At 64.7% G+C, this 22,776-nt stretch carries 24 protein-coding genes and 1 tRNA gene; 13 read left to right on the top strand and 12 right to left on the bottom strand.

Features of this window, described 5'->3' with window-relative positions:
- Positions 1–82 precede the first annotated feature (82 nt).
- From DCM79_RS05790 to DCM79_RS05755, 8 genes are all read right to left on the bottom strand, one after another.
- Entirely contained in the window at positions 83–355 is a 273-nt protein-coding gene (locus tag DCM79_RS05790; protein ID WP_011083553.1) for a DUF1150 domain-containing protein, read from the bottom strand.
- Between the two features lie 50 nt (positions 356–405).
- Positions 406–831 (bottom strand): Hsp20 family protein, encoded by a 426-nt coding sequence (locus DCM79_RS05785; protein ID WP_018323442.1) that lies wholly within the window; start codon positions 829–831, stop codon positions 406–408.
- Between the two features lie 391 nt (positions 832–1,222).
- The gene (locus tag DCM79_RS05780) at positions 1,223–2,311 is read right to left on the bottom strand and encodes a sn-glycerol-3-phosphate import ATP-binding protein UgpC (RefSeq protein WP_257179039.1); all 1,089 of its coding nucleotides are present in this window, start codon (positions 2,309–2,311) and stop codon (positions 1,223–1,225) included.
- 14 nt (positions 2,312–2,325) lie between these two features.
- A complete protein-coding gene (gene ugpE / locus DCM79_RS05775) occupies positions 2,326–3,174 on the bottom strand; it encodes a sn-glycerol-3-phosphate ABC transporter permease UgpE (RefSeq protein ID WP_257179038.1) in 849 nt (282 codons plus the stop codon).
- Between the two features lies 1 nt (position 3,175).
- On the bottom strand, positions 3,176–4,057 hold the full coding sequence (ugpA, locus tag DCM79_RS05770; protein WP_257179037.1) for a sn-glycerol-3-phosphate ABC transporter permease UgpA: 882 nt from the start codon (positions 4,055–4,057) through the stop codon (positions 3,176–3,178).
- Positions 4,058–4,104: 47 nt separating this feature from the next.
- Positions 4,105–5,421, bottom strand: a complete 1,317-nt coding sequence (gene ugpB, locus DCM79_RS05765) for a sn-glycerol-3-phosphate ABC transporter substrate-binding protein UgpB (protein ID WP_257179036.1) — start codon at positions 5,419–5,421, stop codon at positions 4,105–4,107.
- A gap of 290 nt (positions 5,422–5,711) precedes the next feature.
- Complete coding sequence (locus DCM79_RS05760) at positions 5,712–6,917, bottom strand: CaiB/BaiF CoA-transferase family protein (RefSeq protein WP_257179035.1); 1,206 nt, start codon at positions 6,915–6,917, stop codon at positions 5,712–5,714.
- Between the two features lie 185 nt (positions 6,918–7,102).
- Positions 7,103–7,528, bottom strand: coding sequence for an organic hydroperoxide resistance protein (locus tag DCM79_RS05755; RefSeq protein WP_257179034.1), 426 nt, complete (start codon positions 7,526–7,528; stop codon positions 7,103–7,105).
- A gap of 150 nt (positions 7,529–7,678) precedes the next feature.
- On the opposite strand from DCM79_RS05755, the gene DCM79_RS05750 reads away from it, so the two are divergent.
- The gene (locus DCM79_RS05750; RefSeq protein ID WP_257179033.1) at positions 7,679–8,140 is read left to right on the top strand and encodes a MarR family winged helix-turn-helix transcriptional regulator; all 462 of its coding nucleotides are present in this window, start codon (positions 7,679–7,681) and stop codon (positions 8,138–8,140) included.
- A 5-nt stretch (positions 8,141–8,145) separates the two neighbouring features.
- Here DCM79_RS05750 and DCM79_RS05745 read toward each other — a convergent pair whose 3' ends face one another.
- From DCM79_RS05745 to DCM79_RS05735, 3 genes are all read right to left on the bottom strand, one after another.
- Complete coding sequence (locus DCM79_RS05745; protein ID WP_257179032.1) at positions 8,146–8,388, bottom strand: GIY-YIG nuclease family protein; 243 nt, start codon at positions 8,386–8,388, stop codon at positions 8,146–8,148.
- Between the two features lie 285 nt (positions 8,389–8,673).
- A tRNA-Ala gene (locus DCM79_RS05740) sits at positions 8,674–8,749 on the bottom strand.
- Positions 8,750–8,843: 94 nt separating this feature from the next.
- Positions 8,844–9,251, bottom strand: coding sequence for a TIGR02300 family protein (locus DCM79_RS05735; protein ID WP_028133602.1), 408 nt, complete (start codon positions 9,249–9,251; stop codon positions 8,844–8,846).
- A 160-nt stretch (positions 9,252–9,411) separates the two neighbouring features.
- Between DCM79_RS05735 and aroA the strand changes: the two genes are divergently transcribed.
- From aroA to DCM79_RS05675, 12 genes are all read left to right on the top strand, one after another.
- Positions 9,412–10,749: a 3-phosphoshikimate 1-carboxyvinyltransferase gene (gene aroA / locus DCM79_RS05730; RefSeq protein WP_257179031.1), complete on the top strand. Its 1,338-nt coding sequence runs from the start codon at positions 9,412–9,414 to the stop codon at positions 10,747–10,749.
- Positions 10,746–11,384, top strand: a complete 639-nt coding sequence (gene cmk / locus DCM79_RS05725) for a (d)CMP kinase (protein WP_257179030.1) — start codon at positions 10,746–10,748, stop codon at positions 11,382–11,384. The genes aroA and cmk overlap by 4 nt, the downstream gene beginning before the upstream one ends.
- A 267-nt stretch (positions 11,385–11,651) precedes the next feature.
- On the top strand, positions 11,652–13,358 hold the full coding sequence (rpsA, locus tag DCM79_RS05720; RefSeq protein WP_257179029.1) for a 30S ribosomal protein S1: 1,707 nt from the start codon (positions 11,652–11,654) through the stop codon (positions 13,356–13,358).
- Between the two features lie 268 nt (positions 13,359–13,626).
- Positions 13,627–14,607 (top strand): signal peptide peptidase SppA, encoded by a 981-nt coding sequence (sppA, locus tag DCM79_RS05715; RefSeq protein ID WP_257179028.1) that lies wholly within the window; start codon positions 13,627–13,629, stop codon positions 14,605–14,607.
- Positions 14,608–14,778: 171 nt separating this feature from the next.
- Entirely contained in the window at positions 14,779–15,084 is a 306-nt protein-coding gene (locus tag DCM79_RS05710; protein WP_008539997.1) for an integration host factor subunit beta, read from the top strand.
- Positions 15,085–15,151: 67 nt separating this feature from the next.
- On the top strand, positions 15,152–15,544 hold the full coding sequence (locus DCM79_RS05705; RefSeq protein ID WP_028133607.1) for a lipopolysaccharide assembly protein LapA domain-containing protein: 393 nt from the start codon (positions 15,152–15,154) through the stop codon (positions 15,542–15,544).
- A 66-nt stretch (positions 15,545–15,610) separates the two neighbouring features.
- The gene (locus tag DCM79_RS05700) at positions 15,611–16,270 is read left to right on the top strand and encodes a phosphoribosylanthranilate isomerase (protein WP_257179027.1); all 660 of its coding nucleotides are present in this window, start codon (positions 15,611–15,613) and stop codon (positions 16,268–16,270) included.
- On the top strand, positions 16,267–17,481 hold the full coding sequence (gene trpB, locus DCM79_RS05695) for a tryptophan synthase subunit beta (RefSeq protein WP_257179026.1): 1,215 nt from the start codon (positions 16,267–16,269) through the stop codon (positions 17,479–17,481). The genes DCM79_RS05700 and trpB overlap by 4 nt, the downstream gene beginning before the upstream one ends.
- Positions 17,478–18,314, top strand: coding sequence for a tryptophan synthase subunit alpha (gene trpA, locus DCM79_RS05690; RefSeq protein ID WP_257179025.1), 837 nt, complete (start codon positions 17,478–17,480; stop codon positions 18,312–18,314). The genes trpB and trpA overlap by 4 nt, the downstream gene beginning before the upstream one ends.
- A gap of 172 nt (positions 18,315–18,486) precedes the next feature.
- The gene (accD, locus tag DCM79_RS05685) at positions 18,487–19,428 is read left to right on the top strand and encodes an acetyl-CoA carboxylase, carboxyltransferase subunit beta (RefSeq protein WP_257179024.1); all 942 of its coding nucleotides are present in this window, start codon (positions 18,487–18,489) and stop codon (positions 19,426–19,428) included.
- A complete protein-coding gene (locus DCM79_RS05680) occupies positions 19,425–20,768 on the top strand; it encodes a folylpolyglutamate synthase/dihydrofolate synthase family protein (protein WP_257179023.1) in 1,344 nt (447 codons plus the stop codon). Before accD ends, DCM79_RS05680 begins: the two co-directional genes overlap by 4 nt.
- 128 nt (positions 20,769–20,896) lie before the next feature.
- Positions 20,897–21,637: a metallophosphoesterase gene (locus DCM79_RS05675; protein ID WP_257179022.1), complete on the top strand. Its 741-nt coding sequence runs from the start codon at positions 20,897–20,899 to the stop codon at positions 21,635–21,637.
- A gap of 90 nt (positions 21,638–21,727) precedes the next feature.
- Here the strand turns inward: DCM79_RS05675 and DCM79_RS05670 are convergent, their stop codons facing one another.
- Positions 21,728–22,735, bottom strand: coding sequence for an ATP-dependent DNA ligase (locus DCM79_RS05670; RefSeq protein WP_257180705.1), 1,008 nt, complete (start codon positions 22,733–22,735; stop codon positions 21,728–21,730).
- Positions 22,736–22,776 lie beyond the last annotated feature (41 nt).

Here is a 22,776-nt window from a genome sequence, read left to right as displayed (position 1 = left end):
ATCACCTCTGAAACGAAAACGGGCACGCCTTCCTGCGAAGGCATGCCCGCTTGAAACCCTAATCGTGCGACGTGCGCGCGCTTTAGTGCACGCTCACCGCTTGCAGCTCGTTGCTCCAGGCGTTGGCGACCGCGGCTTCGCGGCTGTCGGTCAGCATGATCGGCGTGCCGTCGGCGGCGTGGAGCGCGAAGAGCTTGAGGCCCGGCGCGATTTTCGGCGCTTCGGGAAACAGGCCCGGCACGTCTTCCGAGCGGATCTGCTTCACATAGGCGATATGGCCTTCGCCGAGGGTTGCCAGCGTCTCCGGCGAGACGTTCTTGGCTTCGTATTCGAACGCAACGTGACCTTCACTCATGGTCTCGACTCCTCTGGAACACTAAGCGGTCGAGTCCGCTACTCGTTCCATTATTCGTGCTCATTGATAGCGATTGTCTTAACGATCCTCTCCGGTTCAGGCCGGGCCAGATCGATCGACAACAGCCCGTTCTTCAGATCCGCACCCAGCACCAGCATCCCCTCCGCCAGCACGAAGGTGCGCTGGAAGTGGCGCGCGGCGATGCCGCGATGGATGTATTGCCGGGACTTGTCGTCCTGCTGACGCCCGCGGATCACGAGCTGGTTTTCCTCAATGGTTACATCGAGTTGGTCGCGCGTAAATCCGGCGACCGCCAGCGTGATGCGCAAACGCTCGGGCTGGCCATCCGCGCCGCCGCACCTCTCGATATTGTAGGGAGGGTAGCCGTCGGCGCCTTTGACGACGCGGTCGAGCACGCGCTCGATCTCGTCGAAGCCCAGAAGGAACGGACTGGATAACGTGGGAACACGAGACATAGTTTACAAAGTCCTCGCAGAAGCGACTTTGGTGTGTCGGGGCCCGTACTGGCACCCCTTGATCAGCAATATGGGCATGTTCCCGTGTGGGTTCAAGCAGGTAGCCGGAACGCTGTGGATGAGCGATTCAGCCCGTGGCTCCGGCCGATATCGAATGAGATGCTTCCGGATCATCATGGCCGGGCTTGTCCCGGCCATCCACGACCTTGCTCGTTGCGCCAATAACCTGGACGCCCGGGCCTTCGCCGCGCCGAAGCGGCTTCGGCCGCGCAGGCGGGACAAGCCCGGGCATGGCGAACTTGCGAATGAATTTCTCGAACGAAAACAAAGCCCCTTCTACTGTGCATGGGGTTGTTTTCGCACTTTTTGGTACCGGCCCTTCGGAACCGGTTCAGGCTTCGAACCGCTTGCGCCCGTCGCCGCTGAACAAATGCAGCTTGTTGCGCACCGCCGCGACCCGGATTTTCGCGCCGATGGCGGGAGCCTCAGTTCCGGGGATGCGGACGATGATCTCGCCGGGCGGCAGCTCGCCGGGGGTGGCGGCGACGTGCTGCTCTTCCTGCTCGCGGCGGCCATAGACGAAGGTTTCGGCGCCGACATGCTCGATCGCTTCCACGGTCAGCGGCAAGGCGACGCCGCCGGCCGGGGTCTGGTCGGTGATGACGAAATCTTCCGGGCGGATGCCGAGAATGCCGGCGTCGGCCGCCGCGCTGCCGGCGAGCTGCGAGCGGATCTCCTCGGGCCGCGTCGACATCAGGTTCATCGGCGGTGCGCCGATGAAGGAGGCGACGAAGGTGGTCGCCGGCTTCTCGTAGATATCAAGGGGATTGCCGACCTGCTCGACCTGGCCGCCGTTCATCACGACGAGAATGTCGGCGAGCGTCATCGCCTCGAGCTGGTCGTGGGTGACGTAGATCGAAGTGGTGTTGAGCCGGCGCTGCAATTTGCGGATCTCGACGCGCATGGCGATGCGCAGCTTGGCGTCGAGGTTGGAGAGCGGCTCGTCGAACAGGAACACCTTCGGCTGGCGCACGATGGCGCGGCCCATGGCGACGCGCTGGCGCTGGCCGCCGGAGAGTTGGCGCGGCTTGCGCTCCAGCATCGATGTGAGCTCGAGCACGCGCGCGGCTTGCTCGACGCGGGTCCTGATCTCGGCCTCCGCCATGCCGCGGTTGCGCAGGCCGTAGGCCATGTTGTTGTACACGCTCATATGCGGATAGAGCGCGTAGTTCTGGAACACCATGGCGATGTCGCGATCGGCGGGCTCGATGCCGTTGACGATGCGGCCGCCGATGTCGATCTCGCCGCCGGTGACCGTCTCGAGCCCTGCGACCATGCGCAGCAGCGTGGACTTGCCGCAGCCGCTCGGCCCGACCAGCACGCAGAACTGTCCGTCGCCGACATCGACGTCGACGCCCTTGATGGCCTCGAAGCCGCCGGGATAGGTCTTGCGGACGTTGCGCAGGGTGACGTTAGCCATCAAAAACTCACTTGTTACTTTTCCGTCTCGACCAGTCCGCGCACGAACAGCTTCTGCATGACGACGACGACGAGCACCGGCGGCAGCATGGCCAGCACGGCGGTTGCCATCACGATCGGCCATTCGGTCAGCGCGTCGGTGGTGGTGATCATCTTGCGGATGCCGATCTGGATGGTCTGCATATCGTCGCGCGTCGTGATCAAGAGCGGCCAGAGATATTGATTCCAGCCGAGGATGAACAGGATCACGAACAGCGCCGCCATGTTGGTGCGCGACAGCGGCAGCAGCGTATCCCAGAAGAAACGGAAGGGGCCGGCGCCGTCGATGCGGGAGGCTTCCAGCAGTTCGTCCGGCACGGTCATGAAGAACTGGCGGAACAGCAGCGTCGCGGTGGCCGAGGCGATCAACGGCAGCGACAGGCCCGCATAGCTGTCGAGCATGTGCAGGTCGGCGACGATCTTGTAGGTCGGATAGATGCGCACCTCGACCGGCAGCATCAGCGTGATGAAGATCAGCCAGAACAGCGCCATCCGGAACGGAAAGCGGAAATAGACGATCGCATAGGCCGAGATGATCGAGATCGCGATCTTGCCGACCGCGATCAGGAGCGCCATCACCAGCGAGTTCAGCATCATGTTGCCGACCGGCTCGCGGGTCGAGCCGCTCGTGCCGACGAAGATGGTCTGGTAGTAAGTCTGGAGGAAATGGCCGCCGGGCAGCAGCGACATCTGCCCGTTCGCGATCACCGCGTTATCCTGCGTCGACGCGACGAAGGCGAGGTAGACCGGGAAGGCGACGATCGCGATCCCGATCCAAAGGATGATGTGGGCGATGTAGCGCCGAAAGCCTTCTTCCTCGACCATATCAGTAGGTCACCTTGCGTTCGACGAAGCGGAACTGGATGCCCGTCAGCACGATCACCATGATCATCAGGATCACCGACTGCGCCGCGGAGCTGCCGAGGTTCCCCCCGAGCAGGCCGTCGGTATAGACCTTGTAGACCAGCGTCTCGGTCGACTTGCCCGGACCGCCCCGGGTCATGGTGTCGATGATCCCGAACGTGTCGAAGAAGGCGTAGACGATGTTGACGACCAGGAGGAAGAAGATGGTCGGCGACAGCAGCGGGAAAATCACGGTCCAGAACCGCCGCATCGGGCGAGCGCCGTCGATCGCGGCGGCCTCGATCACGCTCTTGGGGATGCTCTGCAGGCCGGCAAGGAAGAACAGGAAATTGTAGGAGATCTGCTTCCAGGCGGCGGCGAGGATGATCAGGGTCGCGGCCTGGTTGCCGTCGAGCAGCGGATTCCAGTCGACGCCGAGGGCGCGCAGGTAGCGCGAGAGCACGCCGAGAGAGGGATGCAGCATGAAGATCCAGAGCACGCCGACGACCGGCGGCGCCACCGCATAGGGCCAGATCAGCAGCGTGCGGTAGAGCATCGAGCCGCGCAGCGGCTTGTCCGCCATCACGGCGAGCAGCAGCGCGAACGACAGCGACGACACCGCGATCGCGAACGAGAAGAAGAAGGTGCGCAGGATCGCCTCGAAATAGGCGGGGTCCTTGAACAGGTCGATATAGTTCTCGAACCAGACGAACGTGGTCGACAGGCCGAAGGCGTCCTGCAGCAGGAACGACTGGATCATCGCCTGCAAGGCGGGCCAATAGAAGAATATCAGGACGATCGCGAGCTGCGGCGCAACCAGCGCATAGGGCAACAGCTTCGACTGGAAAATGGCTTGTTTCTGCATGATGCCCCGGAGCGGCAGGCCGGGCGACCGGCCTGCCGCTTGTCGCCTTACTTCACGGCGGTCTTTTCGAACTGGCGCAGCATGGTGTTGCCGCGCTCGACGGCCGCATCCAGCGCCTGCTTGGCAGTCTTCTTGCCGGCCAGCGCCTGCTCGATCTCTTCCGCCCAGACGTCGCGGAGCTGCACCATGTTGCCGAGGCGCAGGCCGCGCGAATTCTCGGTCGGCTCCTTGTTGGTCAGCTCGAGCAGCGGGGTCTCGAGATAGGGCTGGTCCTTGTAGAAGCCCTCTGCCTTGGCCTTGTCATAGGCCGCCTTGGTGATCGGCAGATAGCCCGACGATTTGTGGATGTAGACCTGCCGATCCGTATCGGAGAGGAACGTCAGGAACTTCGCCACGCCCTTGTACTCGTCGGCCGACTTGCCGCCCATGATCCAGAGCGAGGCACCGCCGATGATCGAGTTCTGCGGCGCGCCCTTGGCGTCCGGATAATAGGGCATCGGCACCGCGGTGAAGGCGAACTTGGCCTGCGCCTTGACGTTGCCGAAGAACGCCGACGAGGTCAGGTAGAGCGGACATTCGCCCGACGTGAAGCGGCCTTCGCCGGTGTTGGTGCGGCCGGCATAGTCGTAGGTCTTGTCCTTCTGGAGCTCGACCAGGTTTTCGAGATGCTTAACCTGGAGCGGACCGTTGAAGGACAGCACGGTGTCGAAGCCGTCGAGACCGTTGGCTTTGGTCGACAGGGGCACGTTGTGCCAGGCCGACAGCTGCTCCAGATTGACCCAGGTGACCCAGGAGTTGGAGAAGCCGCAGGTGGCGTGGCCGGCCGCCTTCAGCTTCTTGGCGGCGTCGAACACTTCGGGCCAGGTCTTCGGGATCTCGACATTGGCCTTCTTCAGCGCGTCGAGATTGACCCACATTACCGTCGACGACGAGTTGAAGGGGAAGGACAGCATCTCGCCCTTCGAGGTCGAGTAGTAGCCGGTGATCGCGGGCAGATAGGCCTTCGGATCGAACTTCTCGCCGGTCTCGGCCATCAGCTTGTAGACCGGCTTCACGGCGCCGGTCGCCGCCATCATGGTGGCGGTGCCGACCTCGAACACCTGCATGATGTGCGGCGCGTTGCCGGCGCGGAACGCGGCGATGCCGGCGTTCATCGTATCGGCGTAGTTGCCCTTGTAGGTCGGAATCACCTTGTAGTCGCTCTGGGCACCGTTGAAGTCGCTCGCGAGCTTGACGATGACGTCGTTGTTGGCGCCCGTCATCGCGTGCCACCACTGGATTTCGGTCACGGCCAGCGCCGGCGAGGCGCCGAGACCAACCGTGAGTGCAACAGCAGCTGCCGCACCAAAATGTCGAAGAGCCATCAAGAAAACCTCCCTTGCCCGCCACTAAAGAAGCGCTTGCGCTAGCAGCGCCGTATGACGTTCACATGACTGTGTAAGCGGCCGAAACGAAAGCGGCAAGCGCTGGAAAAGGGAAGCCGGAAAATAGGCGAAGGCGATGCGGACAGCCTCCCCCGTTCGCGGTGCACCCGCGTGGATCGCGCCGCAGTGCGGTATTGGGTAGTTGCGGGACGATGGGCCGCGAGTTCGAAAACCTCTCCCGCAAGCGGGAGAGGGTGCGCACCACCTTGACGAGCGACGTTTGGCCTACCTCAGCGCTTGCGCTCAGGGCCGCAGACCGTGCCGTTTTCGACCATCGCGTCGATCTCGGCCTTGGAGTAGCCGAACTCGCCCAGCACCTCGGCTGCGTGCTGGCTGAATTTCGGCGGCAGCCGGCGCAGGCTCGGCTTGCTGCGGTCGAGCCGGATCGGCGAGGCCACGCCCTTGTACCAGTCCTTCTCGATGATATCGCCGCGCGCGATCGTGTGCGGGTTGGTCAGCGCCTGGTCGATCTTCTGCACCGGACCTGCGGGCAGGCCCGCGGCGAGCAGGCGGTTGCACAGCGGCTCGGCCTCGTGCTGGCTGAACACCGCGGCGAGCTCGGCGCGCAGCGCCTCGCGGTTGGCGATACGGTCCTTGTTGCGGGCAAAACGCGGGTCAGTGCCGAGCTCCGGCTTGCCGATCTCCTTGGCGAGCTTGCGGAAGGTGCCGTCATTGCCGACGCCGATGAAGATGTTGTCGGTTTTGGTCGGGAAGATCGCGTAAGGCACGAGGTTCGGATGCTCGTTGCCGGTGAGACCAGGCGGCTTGCCATGCATGAAGTAATTCGCGGTGTGCGGATGCATGATGGCAAGGCCGGTCTCGTACAGCGTCGTCTCCAGGAACTGGCCTTTGCCCGAGCGCTGCCGCTCCGACAGCGCCATCAGGATGCCGATCGCCGCATAGAGCCCGGTGCCGATGTCGACCAGGGGCACACCGATCCGCATCGGGCCGCTCTCGGGCGAGCCGGTCGCGGCGATCATGCCGGTCATGGCCTGGATGATGGCGTCGTAGCCGGGATTGCCGCCGCGCGGTCCGTCGGCGCCGAAGCCGCAGATCCGGCAATGCACGAGGCGCGGGAATTTCCTGCTGAGGACGTCGTTGCCGATGCCCCATTTCTCCAGCGTGCCAGGCTTGAAATTCTCGATCAGGACGTCGGCGGTCTCCAGCATTTTCAGCAGCACGACGCGGCCGCCTTCCGAGGCGAGGTCGAGGCCGATCGAGCGCTTGTTGCGGTTGATGCCGACGAAATAGGCCGCGTCCTCCTCATGGAAGGGGGGACCCCATTCACGCACCTCGTCGCCGGCGGGCGGCTCGACCTTGATCACGTCGGCGCCATGGTCGGCGAGGATCTGGGTGCAATACGGGCCGCCGAGCACGCGCGTGAGATCGATGACGCGCAGTCCGCTCATGGCACCTGTGGCGGCTTCAGAACTCATGCCTTCGCTTCCCCTGTGTCGACGTTTGGTCACAGGCCTAGCGAGGTTTGCAGGGAGCAGCAATGGCTCCCGGCGTAGGGCCGCATGCGCCCGCCGTTGCGGCAATCCCGCGGCGTGGCAAATGCGGATTCTGGCGGAAGCGGCCGGCCCGAGGGGGATCCCGGGCCAGCCAATCCGCCGTTCGATCAGACGACCGTCAGGCGAACGTCGACGTTGCCGCGGGTGGCGTTGGAATAGGGGCACACCTGGTGGGCCTTTTCGACCAGCGCCTCGGCCTCGGCGCGGGCAAGGCCCGGCAGCGAGACCGCGAGGTCGATATCGAGGCCGAAGCCGCCTGCGGAGCGCGGGCCGATGCCGACGGTCGAGGTGACGGAGGCGTCATTCGGAACCTTCGGGCCGCCCTGCGAGGCCACGAACTTCATCGCGCCGATGAAGCAGGCGGCATAGCCGGCTGCGAACAGCTGCTCGGGATTGTTGCCGGCGCCGCCGCCGCCGCCGAGCTCCTTCGGCGTGGCCAGCTTGACGTCGAGCGCGCCGTCGAGGGTTGCAGCATGGCCGTCGCGGCCGCCGGTGGCCTTGGCGCTGGTCTTGTAGAGCACGTTCACGGACATTGTCGTCTCCCTGGTTTCGATGGGTGCGGTGTTTATTGCAAGCAATTTGATTGTGCGCAATTGAAATTGCAATGCCTCACATTTAATTGTTCGCAATTGAATATGCCGCCGCCGGGCGGCACAATGAGGCCAAACCCCGGGAGATTCGCCATGCCCCGAAAATCATCGGCAGCGGACGCGCCGCTGCGGCTCGATAACCAAATCTGCTTCGCGGTCTATTCGGCCGCACATGCCTTCAACCGCATCTACAAGCCGCTGCTGGACCGGCTCGGCCTGACCTATCCGCAATACCTGGTGATGCTGGTGCTGTGGGAACGCGACGACGTGCCGGTCAAGGACATCGGCGAGCGCCTGTTCCTGGATTCGGGCACGCTGACGCCGCTGCTGAAGCGGCTCGAAGCGGCGCATCTCGTCAAGCGCACCCGCTCCAGCGAGGACGAGCGCCAAGTCTTGATCGCACTGACGCCGCAGGGCCATGCCTTGAAGGACAAGGCCCGCAGCGTGCCGCAGTCGATCCTGGCGGCCTCGCACTGCTCGGTGCCGGAACTGGTCGCGATGAAGGACGAGATCGTGGCGCTGCGGGATCGGCTGAATGCGGTGATCGGGGAGTAGGGGTTCTAGGAAAGCCGCTTCTTCGTGAAGGCCCGGCCAGAGTGAGACTTCAAGTAAGCCTCGAACGCGAGCGCCTTATGCTTATTAAGGAAGGCGCAGTACCAGATCAGCTTCCATGGCCCAAATTTGGCGGTGTGACTGGACTTGCCGGCATTGTGTTCCGGAATCCGCCGCTTCAAATCCTCTGTGGCGCCGACGTATTCCTGCTCAGGAAATTCGATGCTGCGAAGGATGTAGACGTACCACATTGACGGCTATCGCCCGGGTAGTCGTTCGGTGGGGCCTCACCAGTCCGTCTTCGCCCTTCGGGCTACGCCGGACACCACGCTTCGCCCTTCTGGCTCCGACGTGGCTGCGCCACGCGTAGCGCCGACAGAGGGTTGCCCTATATTGGCGGCTTCCACATGGATCGTCGATAGAATTGATCGGAATTGTCACCAGTCCGTCTTCGCCCTTCGGGCTACGCCGGACACCACGCTTCGCCCTTCGGGCTCCGACGTGGCTGCGCCACGCGTAGCCCGAAGGGCGAAGCGTGGTGGAGCCAGGCGGGATCGAACCGCCGACCTCTTGCATGCCATGCAAGCGCTCTCCCAGCTGAGCTATGGCCCCTTAGTCCTCGACGGGGTGAATCTGGTGGATCACCCCAACCGGCGAGTCCGGGCGACTCGCGCGGTGCACCCTTTTTCACAGATCAGGACTGATCTCAAGTCTCTTCATCACCTCCGACATCACCAATGATGTCGGTCACGTCCTCATCGCCCTCTTCCTCGTCGGCAATGAAGGTCGAATCATCGTCATCGTCGTCGTCGAGGGTCTCGTCGACCTCGATATCGTCCTCCGACTCGGGCACCACGGCCTTGACCTTGCCGGTGTTCTCCTCGGCGTCGGCTTCCTCGAGCGAAACCTCTTCGACCTCTGCCGGCTCGGGCGCAGCATCCGCTGTCGCCGCGTGCCGGGCCTCCGCGCCGCGGGGCATGCGCGCCGGCGCCACAGGGGCGATCGGCACAACTTCGCCGGTATAAGGCGAGATCACCGGATTCTTGTTGAGGTCATAGAACTTTTTGCCCGTGGTCGGGCAAATACGTTTGGTTCCGAGTTCGGACTTGGCCACGGCAGGAATCCTGGGAATGTCTGAAAAGCGGTGTTTCACTTGGCTAGTTGGCGGCCCGCTGTCAATAGCGCATTACGGGAGAACGACATGCCCGTGACGGCGCGCGGACCATGTGGTACCTGCGCCGCAGTCCCCTCAGGGCTCATCCAAGGACACAATCTTGACTCATTCCGACCATCCGAGGCCGCTGCAGTCTCGCGCCAGCGGACCCCTGACCGGGAAAGTACGGGTGCCCGGCGATAAGTCGATCTCTCACCGTGCGCTGATCCTGGGCGCGCTGGCGGTCGGCGAGACCAGGATTTCGGGCCTGCTGGAGGGCGAGGACGTCCTCAACACCGCCAAATCCATGCAGGCGCTGGGCGCCAGGGTCGAGCGCACCGGCGATTTCGCCTGGAAGGTGAACGGGGTGGGCGTCGCGGGCTTCGCCACGCCCAAGGCGGCTCTGGATTTCGGCAATTCCGGCACCGGCTGCCGGCTGGTGATGGGCGCCGTCGCCGGCTGCCCGATCTCGGCGATCTTCGACGGCGACGCCTCGCTGCGCAGCCGCCCGATGCGCCGGATCCTCGATCCCTTGGAAAAGATGGGCGCGAAGGTCATCTCCGGGGGAGAGGGCGGTCGTCTGCCCCTGACCCTGCAGGGCGCGCGCGATCCGCTGCCGATCACCTACACCACTCCGGTCGCCTCGGCCCAGATCAAGTCGGCGGTGCTGCTGGCGGGCCTCGCCGCCCCCGGCACCACGACTGTCATCGAGACCGAAGCCAGCCGCGACCACACCGAGCTGATGCTGAAGCATTTCGGTGCCGACATCGCCTCGGCGCGGGAGGGCGTGCATGGCCGCCGCATCACGCTCAAGGGCCAGCCCGAACTGCACGGCGCCACCGTGGTGGTGCCTGCCGATCCCTCCTCGGCGGCTTTCCCGATGGTCGCTGCGCTGATCGTCGAGGGCTCCGATGTCGTTCTGTCCGACGTCATGACCAATCCGCTGCGCACCGGCCTGTTCACCACGCTGCGCGAGATGGGCGCCTCGATCGAGGAAAGCGAGGCGCGCGGCGATGCCGGCGAGCCGATGGCGAAACTGCGGGTGCGGGCCTCGAAGCTGCGCGGGGTCGAGGTGCCGCCGGAGCGGGCGCCCTCGATGATCGACGAATATCTGGTCCTGGCGGTGGCGGCCGCCTTCGCCGAAGGCACCACCATCATGCGCGGCCTGCACGAGCTGCGCGTCAAGGAATCCGATCGGCTCGAGGCCACCGCCGCCATGCTGCGCGTCAACGGCGTGAAGGTCGAGATCTCCGGCGACGATCTGATCGTCGAAGGCCGCGGTCACGTTCCCGGCGGCGGCACGGTCGCCACCCATATGGACCATCGCATCGCGATGTCCGCGCTGGTGATGGGCTGCGCCGCCGACCAGCCCGTGACGGTCGACGACACCGCCTTCATCGCCACCAGCTTTCCGGATTTCATTCCGATGATGCGTTCGCTAGGGGCCGAGTTTTCATGATCATCGCCATCGACGGGCCCGCCGCCTCGGGGAAGGGGACGCTCGGCAAGCGCCTCGCCCACCATTACGGCTATCGTCATCTCGATACCGGCGTAATCTACCGTGCGGTGGCCTACGCCCTGATGCAATCCGGTCATGATCTCCGTGACGAGGCGGCCGCGGTGCAGGCCGCGCTGGAGCTCGATCCCGAAAAGTTCGGCAATCCCGCGTTGAAGACCCAGAAGGCCGGCGAGGGGGCCTCCATCGTCTCGGCGATCCCCAGGGTTCGCGAGGTCCTGGTCAATTTCCAGCGGCAATTCGCCGCCGATCCGCCCGGCGCAGTGCTGGACGGCCGCGACATTGGAACCGTGATCTGCCCGGACGCCGACGTGAAGATTTTCGTCGTTGCCGACCCCCGGGTCCGTGCCCGCCGCCGCACCATGGAGGCCAGGGCGAGGGGCGAGGAGGCTGACGAGGCCGCCGTGCTCGCCGACATCATCCAGCGCGACGAACGCGACCAGAACCGGCCGATCGCCCCCTTGAAACCGGCCCCGGATGCTTACTTGCTAGATAACTCCCAACTGGATATAGAAGGCGGCGTCCGGGCCGCCATCGACATTATCGAGGCCGTCCGAGCGGGCCGGTCGCGGGGTTAAGCCGCAGCCGTCATTGGAGGAAGCGCCCGCTCCCGCTCTTTGAGGTCGATACGTCAGGCCCCTCGTTTCGGGACCGGCACGATCCAGGCTCCGGACACAAGATTTCCACGTATCGAACGCGCGGGCCTCAGCCGGCCCGCTTCCGCTGTTTCGGCGTCAAGCCGGGGCAGCGAGCGGTCGCTCGAAGGTTCTGCGGACCTTCCGACACTGCGCGTGCGATACGCCCATGAACCCAACGGCCGGCATGCTTCCGCAATTGGAGAACAAATGGCTTCGACTTCTGCTGATACCTATAGCCCGTCGCGCGACGATTTCGCTGCGATGCTCGACGAGTCCTTTGCAGGCGGCAACCTGCAGGAAAGCTCCGTCATCAAGGGCAAGGTGGTTGCAATTGAAAAGGACATGGCCGTCATCGACGTCGGCCTGAAGACCGAGGGCCGCGTCGCCCTGCGCGAATTTTCCGGCCCCGGCCGTGACAGTGAACTGAAGGTCGGCGACGAGGTGGAAGTGTTCCTCGATCGCATCGAGAACGCCCTCGGCGAAGCCGTGCTGTCGCGCGACAAGGCGCGCCGCGAAGAGAGCTGGGGCAAGCTCGAGAAGGCGTTCCAGAACAACGAGAAGGTCAACGGCGTCATCTTCAACCAGGTCAAGGGCGGCTTCACCGTTGACCTCGACGGTGCCGTGGCCTTCCTGCCGCGCTCGCAGGTCGACATCCGTCCGATCCGCGACGTTGCACCGCTGATGAACAACTCGCAGCCGTTCCAGATCCTCAAGATGGATCGCCGCCGCGGCAACATCGTGGTGTCGCGCCGCACCGTGCTGGAAGAGACCCGCGCCGAGCAGCGCCAGGAGCTGGTGCAGAACCTCGAAGAGGGTCAGGTCATCGACGGCGTGGTCAAGAACATCACCGATTACGGTGCGTTCGTCGATCTCGGCGGCATCGACGGCCTGCTGCACGTCACCGACATCGCGTGGCGCCGCGTCAACCATCCGACCGAGGTGCTCTCGATCGGCCAGACCGTGAAGGTCAAGATCATCAAGATCAACCACGAGACGCACCGCATCTCGCTGGGCATGAAGCAGCTGCTGGACGATCCGTGGCAGGGCATCGAAGCCAAGTACCCGCTGGGTGCCCGCTTCACCGGCCGCGTCACCAACATCACCGACTACGGTGCGTTCGTCGAGCTCGAGCCGGGCATCGAAGGCCTGATCCACGTCTCCGAGATGTCGTGGACCAAGAAGAACATGCACCCCGGCAAGATCGTTTCGACCTCGCAGGAAGTCGAAGTGCAGGTGCTGGAAGTCGATTCCGTCAAGCGCCGCATCTCGCTCGGCCTCAAGCAGACCATGCGCAACCCCTGGGAGGTCTTCGTCGAAGGTCACCCGACCGGTTCGGTGGTCGAGGGCGAGGTCAAGAACAAGACCGAGTTCGGTCTGTTCCTGGGCCTCGAGGGCGACGTCGACGGCATGGTCCATCTCTCCGATCTCGACTGGAAGCTTCCGGGCGAGCAGGTGATCGACAACTACAAGAAGGGCGACATGGTGAAGGCCGTGGTGCTCGATGTGGACGTCGAGAAGGAGCGTATCTCGCTCGGCATCAAGCAGCTCGAAGGCGACCCCTTCGCCGAGCCGGGCGATGTCAAGAAGGGCGCCGTCGTGACCTGCGAAGTGCTCGAAGTGAAGGAAAGCGGTATCGAGGTGAAGATCGCCGGTACCGACTTCTCGACCTTCATCAAGCGCTCCGAGCTTGCCCGTGACCGCAACGACCAGCGCGCCGAACGCTTCGCCGTCGGCGAGAAGGTCGACGCCCGCGTGATCCAGTTCGACAAGAAGGCCCGCAAGGTCCAGGTGTCGATCAAGGCGCTCGAAGTTGCCGAAGAGAAGGAAGCCATCGCGCAATACGGCTCCTCCGATTCGGGTGCGACGCTCGGCGACATCCTGGGCACCGCGCTCAAGAACCGCGACAGCAAGTAAGCGGAACGTTCTTTTCGCTGACATCGAAGCCCCGGCGCGAGCCGGGGCTTTTTTGTTGGGCTCGTCGTTCTTGTAGCCCGATGGAGCACAGCGAAACCCGTGGGGCTCCAAACGTGGCACGAATCCCGGATGACGCTGCGCTTCATCCGGGCTACGCAGTCGCAGGCCTTGTTTTCTTCAAATTGCGCCGCAATTGATGTATCCAGATAAGCCGTTGGTCACGCCGTGACGGCACAACGCGTCCCATCTTTCATTTGGAGATATTCCGATGTCGCTCGATTCGGACATCATCGTCGATCGCCGCCGGATCCGTCGCAAGCTGACGTTCTGGCGCGTCGTGGCCGCGCTGATCGCGATCGCGGCGATCGCAAGCGCCGCGCTGATCGCGACACCCGGCGCGCGGGGTAGCTTCGCATCCGCCGGCTCGATCGCGCGGGTTCACATCGAGGGCCTGATCCGCAGCGATTCCGATCGCACGCAGGCGCTGGAACGGCTGGAGAATTCGCAGGCCGCCGCCGTCATCGTTCACATCAACTCGCCGGGCGGCACCACCGCCGGCTCCGAGCAGCTCTACGATTCGCTGGTCCGGCTGAAGGCGAAGAAGCCGCTCGTCGTGGTGGTCGAAGGCCTGGCTGCCTCCGGCGGCTACATCACGGCGATCGCGAGCGATCACATCATCGCCCAGCAGAGCTCGCTGGTCGGATCGATCGGCGTGCTGTTCCAATATCCCAACGTCAGCGAGCTCTTGAAGACCATCGGCGTCAAGGTCGAGGAGGTGAAGTCGTCGCCGCTGAAGGCCGCGCCGAACGGTTTCGAGCCGACCAGCCCCGAAGCGCGGGCCGCCCTCGATGCGCTGGTGAAGGATTCCTACGCCTGGTTCAGGGGATTGGTGAAGGATCGGCGTGGCATGGATGACACGCAGCTCGAGAAAGTGGCCGACGGCCGCGTCTTCACCGGACGCCAGGCGATCGCCCTCAAGCTGATCGACCAGATCGGCGACGAGAAGACGGCGGTGTCCTGGCTCGTCGAGCACAAGAGCGTCAAGAAGGGTCTGCCGGTACGCGATTACAAGCTCCAGCCGCGTTTTGGCGATCTGACGTTCCTCAAGACGGCGGCCGCCGTCACGCTGGAAGCGCTTGGTTTGAGCTCGATTGCGCATCAAATCGGGCAAACCGGCGTCGCGCAGGCGGTCGATCGGTTCGGAATGGACGGAATGCTGGCGCTGTGGCAACCGGCCACCTCGAACTGAGGTGTCTAGGCGAGCTTCCCAAGGTTTTCCCGTCTGACGGGCATCGGGGCAGCCCGCTTTTTCGGCATTTGTCACGCATTTTCACGACGCTCAACCTTGATTTAGCGTCTTGACAGATCAAGGTATTTTCACGGAAATGGTCATCCGCACGCTCCCGGGTCCTATCTCTCGATGATCAAATCCGAACTTGTTCAGCGTATCGCCGAGCACAACCCGCATCTGTACCAGCGGGATGTCGAGAACATTGTGAATGCGATTCTCGAGGAGATCGTAGCGGCCCTCGCGCGCGGCGATCGCGTCGAGCTGCGCGGCTTCGGTGCCTTCTCGGTCAAGCATCGCCCCGCACGCGCCGGGCGTAATCCGCGTACCGGCGCCCATGTGCCCGTCGATCAGAAGAGCGTTCCGTTCTTCAAGACTGGCAAGGAAATGCGCGAGCGGCTGAACCGCGACCATCCGGATCCCGGCGCGGCGGACTGAGCCGGCCAGGTTGTCTGCGGTCGCGCATGACGCGGCTGCGAGCTTGATTCAAGGCGAGCGAAGCGAGATGCGAAAGTTCCTGACCGCGCTGATCGTGATTCCGCTGGGCCTGATCCTGGTGGCGTTTGCCGTCGCCAACCGGCATTTCGTCACGGTCTCGTTCGATCCCTTCATTGCGGACGATCCGTCATTGTCGATCACCTTGCCGCTGTTCCTGCTGCTGATCCTGGTGGCGGCCATCGGGGTCTTCGCGGGCGGCTGTGCCGTTTGGTTCGGCCAGCGGCACTGGCGGCGCTCCGCGCGCCGGCACGAGGCGGAGGCCCGGGCCGCCAGGGGCGAACTGGCCGATCTGCGGGCCCAAGCGGCCGCGGCGAGGCCCGAATCCCAGCGCCTTCCGGCCCCGATCGGGGTGGGGCTCTACGGGCCCATCGGGCGAGACAAGCAGCGTGCGACGTTGTAGAAGCGGCCGCAACGCAAAACCCTTTTTTCCGGCCGCGAGCCCGCGGTCTCCATTTGCCTTGAGATCATGTCCCTGCTCGTCAAGATCTGCGGCCTGTCCACGCGCGAGACGCTTCAAACGGCGCTCGCGGCGGGTGCGGATATGGTGGGCTTCGTGTTCTTCCCGCCGTCGCCGCGGCACCTGTCCCTCGAGCTCGGCGGCGAGCTCGGCCGCCAGGTCGAGGGGCGCGCGCTCAAGGTGGCGCTGACCGTCGATGCCGATGATGCCACGCTCGACAACATCATGGACGCGCTGTCGCCGGACATTTTCCAGCTCCACGGCAAGGAGAGCGTCGCGCGGCTGCGCGACATCAAGCAGCGGTTCGGCCGCCCGGTGATGAAGGCGCTGCCGGTCGAGACGGGGGCCGATCTCGCCGTGTTGCCGGGCTATGCTGCGGTCGCCGACCGCATCCTGTTCGATGCGAGGCCTCCGAAAGACGCGACGCGGCCGGGCGGGCTCGGAGCGCCGTTCGATTGGCACCTGCTGCAAAACCTTGAGCTCGCGCTGCCGTATATGGTTTCAGGCGGACTTCACGCCGACAACCTCGCCGAGGCGCTCCGCGTCACCCGCGCCGGCGGCGTCGACGTCTCCTCTGGTGTCGAGAGCGCCCCCGGCGTCAAAGACCCAGAAATGATCAAGGCCTTCATTCGCGCCGCGCGCGCTACTCAAGAGTTGAGCGTCCGATGAACATCGCCAAGCCAAATTCCTACCGCAGCGGCCCCGACGATCGCGGCCATTTCGGCATTTTCGGCGGCCGCTTCGTCGCCGAAACGTTGATGCCGCTGATCCTCGATCTCGAGAAGGCCTACACCGCGGCCAAGGCCGATCCGGCATTCCAGGCCGAGATGAACGGCTATCTCAAGAACTATGTCGGCCGGCCCTCGCCGCTCTATTTCGCCGAACGCCTGACGGAGCATCTCGGCGGCGCCAAGATCTACCTCAAGCGCGAGGAGCTCAACCACACCGGCTCGCACAAGGTGAACAACGTGCTCGGCCAGATCATGCTGGCGCGGCGCATGGGCAAGAAGCGCATCATCGCCGAGACCGGCGCGGGCCAGCACGGCGTCGCCACCGCGACGCTGTGCGCGCGCTTCGGGCTGGAATGCGTGGTCTATATGGGCGCCGTCGACGTCGAGCGGCAGCAGCCCAACGTCATCCGCATGGAGATGCTGGGCGCCAAGGTGATGCCGGTGCAGTCGGGCACGCGCACGCTGAAGGACGCCATGAACGAGGCGCTGCGCGACTGGGTCACCAACGTGCACAACACCTTCTATTGCATCGGCACGGTGGCGGGCCCGCATCCCTATCCGACCTTGGTGCGCGACTTCCAGTCGATCATCGGCAACGAGACCAAGGCGCAGATGCAGGAGGTCGAGGGCCGCCTGCCGGACTCGCTGGTCGCCTGCATCGGCGGCGGCTCCAACGCGATGGGCCTGTTCCATCCGTTCCTCGACGACCCCTCGGTCGAAATCTTCGGCGTCGAGGCCGCCGGCCATGGGCTGACGCAGCTGCATGCCGCGTCGATCGCGGGCGGCCGTCCCGGCGTGCTGCACGGCAACCGCACCTATCTCTTGATGGACGCCGACGGCCAGATCCAGGACGCCCATTCGATCTCGGCCGGTCTCGACTATCCCGGCATCGGACCCGAGCATTCCTGGCTGCACGAGGTCGGCCGCGTGAATTATCTCTCAGCGACCGACGACGAGGCGCTTGCCGCGTTCCAGCTGCTCTCGAAGCTCGAAGGCATCATCCCCGCGCTCGAACCCGCGCATGCCATCGCCAAGGTGATGGAGCTCGCGCCGAAGCGACCGCAAGACCACCTGATGGTCGTCAACCTCTCCGGCCGCGGCGACAAGGACGTCCCGCAAGTCGGCGACATCCTGAGGGGCAAGAAGTGACCACGCGTATCGATACTCGTTTCGCCGAGCTTGCGAAGCAGGGCCGCTCGGCCTTCGTGACCTTCCTGATGGCCGGCGATCCCGATCCCGCGACCTCGCTCGAGATCATCAAGGCGTTGCCGAAATCAGGCGCCGACGTGATCGAGATCGGCATGCCCTTCACCGATCCGATGGCCGACGGTCCGTCGATCCAGGCCGCAGGCCTGCGTGCGCTGAAGGCCGGCATGACGCTGAAGAAGACGCTCGAGCTGGTGCGCGGCTTCCGCAAGGACGACAATGCGACGCCGATCGTGCTGATGGGCTATTACAACCCGATCTACATTTACGGCGTCGACAAATTCCTCGTCGATGCCAAGGCCGCCGGCGTCGACGGCCTCATCATCGTCGATCTGCCGCCGGAGGAAGACGAGGAGCTCTGCCTGCCCGCGATGAAGGCGGGTCTCAACTTCATCCGCCTGGCGACGCCGACCACCGACGACAAGCGCCTGCCTGCGGTGCTCGCCAACACGTCCGGCTTCGTCTACTACGTCTCCATCACCGGCATCACCGGTGCTGCGGCCGCGGACTCTACGGCAGTTAGCGAGGCTGTTGCTCGCATCAAGCGGCACACCAAGCTGCCGGTCTGCGTCGGCTTCGGCATCCGCACGCCCGAGACCGCCCGCGCGATCGCATCCCACGCCAATGGCGCCGTGGTCGGCACCGCGCTGGTCGATGCGCTCAAGAACAGCCTCGATGCCGAGGGACGGGCGACCGCCAAAACCGTTAACGCGGTCGCCGAGTTGACGGCGGCCTTGGCCCAGGGCGTCAAGGGCGCGCAACAGGCGGCGGAATAGGCCATAATTCCGCTTTAGCCCTTCAGTTTGAGCATGATCTTGTCGGAAAACCGCTTCACACTTTTCCGGATCATGCTCTAACGCGGACGACACGGCGGCTTGCCGGGCGCAGGTCCGGCCGCCATATATCCTTTCAGGCGGCCCTCCGCGGGTTCGCACATCGGAGCAAACCATGAACTGGCTTACCAATGTGGTCCGGCCGAAGATCCGCAACATGCTGCGGCGGGAGACGCCGGAGAATCTGTGGATCAAGTGCCCGGATTCCGGACAGCTCGTGTTCTACAAGGACGTCGAGGCCAACCAGTTCGTCATCCCCGGCTCGAACTACCACATGCGCATGGGCGCCGTGGCGCGTCTGAAGTCGATCTTCGACAACGAGACCTGGTTCGACGTCGCGTTGCCCGAGGTGACGCCCGACCCGCTCAAGTTCCGCGACGAGAAGAAATACGTCGACCGCATCAAGGACGCGCGGGCGCGGACCAATCTCAACGACGCGATCAAGGTCGGCTACGGCAAGCTCGAAGGCTCGGCCGTCGTCGTCGCCGTGCAGGATTTCGACTTCATGGGCGGCTCGCTCGGCATGGCCGCGGGCGAGGCCATCGTGCGCGGGATGGAGCTTGCGGTCGAGAAGAACTCGCCCTTCATCGTGTTCGCCGCATCCGGCGGTGCGCGCATGCAGGAGGGCATCCTGTCGCTGATGCAGATGCCGCGCACCACGGTCGCGGTGCAGATGCTGCGTGAGGCCAAGCTGCCCTACATCGTCGTGCTGACCAATCCGACCACCGGCGGCGTCACCGCGTCCTATGCGATGCTGGGCGACGTGCAGATCGCCGAGCCCGGCGCGCTGATCGGCTTTGCCGGCGCGCGCGTGATCGAGCAGACCATTCGTGAAAAGCTTCCCGAGGGTTTCCAGCGCGCCGAGTACCTCAAGGAGCACGGCATGGTCGACATGGTCGTGCATCGGCATGAGCTGCGCCCGACCCTGGCGCGGCTCTGCCGCCTGCTGACCAAGGCGCCGGCGCAGGATGGCGCATCGAAGCCAGCGCAGGCCGCTACCGGCCCGGCACAGATCGTATCGGCCGCTGAGACGGCGCCGGCTGCGCCCCACGCGTGAACGCGTCTCCGGACAGCACGAAGACGCCGCTCGGCGCGTTGATCGGGCGGCTGTCGGTCCTGCATCAGAAACGCATCGATCTGGGCCTTGAGCGGATGCACCGGCTGCTCGAACGGCTCGGGCATCCCGAACGCAAGCTTGCGCCGGTGATCCACATCGCCGGCACCAATGGCAAGGGCTCGACGCTGGCCTATCTGCGCGCGACGCTGGAGGCAGCTAGCTTGCGCGTCCACGCCTATACCTCGCCTTATCTCGTCCGCATCAACGAGTGTTTTCGGCTCGGCCGCCTCGGTGGCGGCGTTCTGGTCGGCGACGACGAGTTGCGCGCGGCGCTGGAAGAGGTCGAGCGCGTCAATGCCGGCGAAGCCGCGACCTTGTTCGAGCTCAAGACGGCAGCCGCCTTTCATTTGTTCGCGCAGAATCCGGCCGACGTGGTGCTGCTCGAAGTCGGCCTTGGCGGCCGGCTCGACTCGACCAACGTCATCGACGTTCCGGCGGCCTGCGTGATTACGCCCGTCAGCATGGATCACATGGACTTTCTCGGCGATACGTTGACCTCGATCGCCGGCGAGAAGGCCGCGATCATCAAGCGCGGCGTGCCGGTGATCTCTGCGGAGCAGGCGCCGGACGCGATGGCCGTGATCGAGGCGCAAGCCAAGCGCATGCGTGCGCCGCTGTTTGCCGCCAGCGAGAGCTGGCACGTCAATGTCGAGCGCGGCCGTCTGGTCTATTCCGACGACCGCGGCCTGATGGATCTCCCGGCGCCGCGTCTGTTCGGCCGCCACCAATTCGCCAATGCCGGCCTCGCCATCGCGACGCTGCGCGCGATCCCTGAGCTTAAGGTGAGCCACGCCGCCTTCGAGGCCGGTATTGTCGGCGCCGACTGGCCGGCGCGGATGCAGCGCATCACCTCAGGCGAGTTGCTGTCCTGGGGTCCGCAGGGCTCCGAGATTTGGCTCGACGGCGGGCACAATGCCGAAGGCGGCCGCGTCGCAGCCGCCGCGCTCGGCGACCTCGAAGAGCGGGTGTCGCGGCCGCTGGTCGTGATCGCCGGCATGATGGCCAACAAGGATGCGCAAGGATTTTTGGCCAATTTCGCCGGCCTGACCCGTCACATCATCGCGGTGCCGATCCCCGACACCGAGAACGCGATGCCGGTGGACCGCCTCGCGGATGCCGCGCGCAGCCTCGGCATGCGCGTCGAGATCGCGCCCGGAATCGAAGCCGCGTTGCGTGCATTGGCGAAACTCGCCTACGAGGTGCCGCCGCGTATCCTGATCACCGGCTCGCTATATCTGGCCGGCCATGTGCTCGCCATCAACGGCACGCCGCCTGCATAGCTGTCGTGTCCCGGACGCGCGAAGCGCGAGCCGGGACCCAGAATGCCGCAACATGGGCCCCGGCTCAGCAGCGCACCGCGGAAGACGCGCTGCGCTGCGTCCGGAGCACAAAGCAGGGGATAACAAAAATGCGCTTTGCCGCCATCGCCGACGTTCACGGAAACTACCTCGCGCTGGAGGCGGTGCTCGCCGACATTCGCGCGCTTGACATCACCGCCATCGTCAATCTCGGCGACATGCTGAGCGGCCCACTCGATGCGCGCCGCACCATCGAGATCCTGATGAATCTCGATGCCATGCATGTGCTCGGCAACCACGACCGCTATCTGCTCGATCGTCCACCGGAGAAGATGGGCTCGTGGGATCGTCCCGCCCATGCGGCGCTCGACGCCGCGCAGCTGGACTGGCTGCGCGCGCAGCCCATGACGCGGGTGTTCCGCGACCAGGTGTTTCTCTGTCACGCGACCCCCGGCAATGACGAGGTGTACTGGCTCGACATTGTGCATCCCGATGGCGCAGTCGCGCTGTCGCCGCTGGACCGGATCGAGCAATTTGCGTCGGGACTCACGCAATCGCTGATCCTTTGCGCCCACACCCATATCGCCCGCGCCGTGCACCTGCGCGACGGCCGGCTGATCGTCAATCCCGGCAGCGTCGGCAGTCCCGGCTTTCGCGACAAGCATCCGTATCCGCATGTCGTCGAAGCCGGCACGCCGCATGCGCGTTATGCCATCCTCGAGCTGGTGGATGGTGTCTGGCAGGTGACGTTCCGCCACGTCGCGTATGATCACGAGACGATGGCGGCGCTGGCGCGCCGCAATGGCCAGCCTGAGCTGGCGAACGCGCTGGCAACGGGATGGATCGGGTAGCTGTCGTCTCGTAGCCCGGATGGAGCGCAGCGTAATCCGGGGCCTGCTCCTCGTGGCACGATTCCCGGATTGCGCTGCGCTCCATCCGGGCTACTTCAGCAGCTTCATCGGATCCGCCGCCTTCTGCTTCAGCTGCTCGAACGTGCATTGTCGAGGCGCCTTGTCGGGACGCCAGCGCAGGATCGAGGTGCCGTGGCGGAAGCGCTCGCCGCTGAAATGGTCGTAGCAGATTTCGATCACCAGCTTCGGCTTCAGCGGACACCATTTCGCCGAGCGCTCGGTCGACCAGCGGCTCGGCCCGCCCGGTGCATTGCCGGTGAAGCCAGGCTCGCCGATCAGCGCCTCCAGCCGGTCGGTCAGCGCGGGCTTCTCTTGCGCCTTGATCGCGGAGGTGAAGCCGACATGGTGCAGCAAGCCGGCATCGTCGTAGAGCCCGAGCAGCAGCGATCCCACCACTTTACGGCCGGCGATCTTGTTGGTGGCATAGCGGAAGCCGCCGACCACGCAATCGGCGCTGCGGAATTTCTTGATCTTCTGCATGCCGTCGCGATTTCCGGCCTGGTAGGGCAAGTCGATGCGCTTGGCGATGACGCCGTCCGAGCCGCCGCCGGATTTCGCCAGCCATTTCTTGGCCGTGGCGTAACTTGTCGTCGCCGGCGAAAGGCGAAAGGGGCTGCCCTTGAGATTGGCTTTCGCAAAGGCATCCAGCGCCGGCCGGCGCTCGTTCAGCATCTTCTCCGCCAAGCCTTTCTCCCGAGCCGTCGCAAGCAGATCGAACGCGAGGTACAGGGCCGGCGTTTCCTGCGAGAGCTTTTTCACGCGGCTTGCGGCGGGATGGATCCGTTGCAGCAGCGCGTCGAAGGAAAAGCCCTTGCCATGCGGCACGACGAGCTCACCGTCGAGCGTGAAACGATCCGCCTTCAGCTCCAGCGCAGCGGAAACGACTTCCGGAAAATAGCGCGCGAGGTCCTCGCCGGATTTCGAGCGCAGATCGACATCACCGCCGTTGCGTGAGAGCAGGCAGCGAAAGCCATCCCATTTCGGCTCGTACTGCCACTCCTTGCCGCGCGGGATTTCGTCGACCGACCGCGCCTCCATCGCGACAAGAGAGGTCGATCGTCGGGCGCGCTTTGCGGGAG

It is taken from the genome of Bradyrhizobium sp. WBOS07, from assembly GCF_024585165.1.
Taxonomy (GTDB): Bacteria; Pseudomonadota; Alphaproteobacteria; order Rhizobiales; family Xanthobacteraceae; genus Bradyrhizobium; species Bradyrhizobium japonicum_B.
This window is presented reverse-complemented; position numbering and strand designations above follow the sequence as displayed.

What these genes read in the sequence shown, in the direction of transcription:
- DCM79_RS05760 (WP_257179035.1), bottom strand. Translation starts at nt 6,917, where the DNA reads ATGAGTTCTGAAGCCGCCACAGGTGCCATGAGCGGACTGCGCGTCATC.
- accD (WP_257179024.1), top strand. Translation starts at nt 18,487, where the DNA reads ATGAACTGGCTTACCAATGTGGTCCGGCCGAAGATCCGCAACATGCTG.
- DCM79_RS05700 (WP_257179027.1), top strand. Translation starts at nt 15,611, where the DNA reads ATGTCCCTGCTCGTCAAGATCTGCGGCCTGTCCACGCGCGAGACGCTT.
- DCM79_RS05755 (WP_257179034.1), bottom strand. Translation starts at nt 7,528, where the DNA reads ATGTCCGTGAACGTGCTCTACAAGACCAGCGCCAAGGCCACCGGCGGC.
- ugpA (WP_257179037.1), bottom strand. Translation starts at nt 4,057, where the DNA reads ATGCAGAAACAAGCCATTTTCCAGTCGAAGCTGTTGCCCTATGCGCTG.
- DCM79_RS05710 (WP_008539997.1), top strand. Translation starts at nt 14,779, where the DNA reads ATGATCAAATCCGAACTTGTTCAGCGTATCGCCGAGCACAACCCGCAT.
- rpsA (WP_257179029.1), top strand. Translation starts at nt 11,652, where the DNA reads ATGGCTTCGACTTCTGCTGATACCTATAGCCCGTCGCGCGACGATTTC.
- ugpB (WP_257179036.1), bottom strand. Translation starts at nt 5,421, where the DNA reads ATGGCTCTTCGACATTTTGGTGCGGCAGCTGCTGTTGCACTCACGGTT.
- sppA (WP_257179028.1), top strand. Translation starts at nt 13,627, where the DNA reads ATGTCGCTCGATTCGGACATCATCGTCGATCGCCGCCGGATCCGTCGC.
- DCM79_RS05750 (WP_257179033.1), top strand. Translation starts at nt 7,679, where the DNA reads ATGCCCCGAAAATCATCGGCAGCGGACGCGCCGCTGCGGCTCGATAAC.
- ugpE (WP_257179038.1), bottom strand. Translation starts at nt 3,174, where the DNA reads ATGGTCGAGGAAGAAGGCTTTCGGCGCTACATCGCCCACATCATCCTT.
- DCM79_RS05785 (WP_018323442.1), bottom strand. Translation starts at nt 831, where the DNA reads ATGTCTCGTGTTCCCACGTTATCCAGTCCGTTCCTTCTGGGCTTCGAC.
- DCM79_RS05745 (WP_257179032.1), bottom strand. Translation starts at nt 8,388, where the DNA reads ATGTGGTACGTCTACATCCTTCGCAGCATCGAATTTCCTGAGCAGGAA.
- DCM79_RS05670 (WP_257180705.1), bottom strand. Translation starts at nt 22,735, where the DNA reads ATGGAGGCGCGGTCGGTCGACGAAATCCCGCGCGGCAAGGAGTGGCAG.
- DCM79_RS05780 (WP_257179039.1), bottom strand. Translation starts at nt 2,311, where the DNA reads ATGGCTAACGTCACCCTGCGCAACGTCCGCAAGACCTATCCCGGCGGC.
- DCM79_RS05790 (WP_011083553.1), bottom strand. Translation starts at nt 355, where the DNA reads ATGAGTGAAGGTCACGTTGCGTTCGAATACGAAGCCAAGAACGTCTCG.
- cmk (WP_257179030.1), top strand. Translation starts at nt 10,746, where the DNA reads ATGATCATCGCCATCGACGGGCCCGCCGCCTCGGGGAAGGGGACGCTC.
- DCM79_RS05675 (WP_257179022.1), top strand. Translation starts at nt 20,897, where the DNA reads ATGCGCTTTGCCGCCATCGCCGACGTTCACGGAAACTACCTCGCGCTG.
- trpB (WP_257179026.1), top strand. Translation starts at nt 16,267, where the DNA reads ATGAACATCGCCAAGCCAAATTCCTACCGCAGCGGCCCCGACGATCGC.
- DCM79_RS05705 (WP_028133607.1), top strand. Translation starts at nt 15,152, where the DNA reads ATGCGAAAGTTCCTGACCGCGCTGATCGTGATTCCGCTGGGCCTGATC.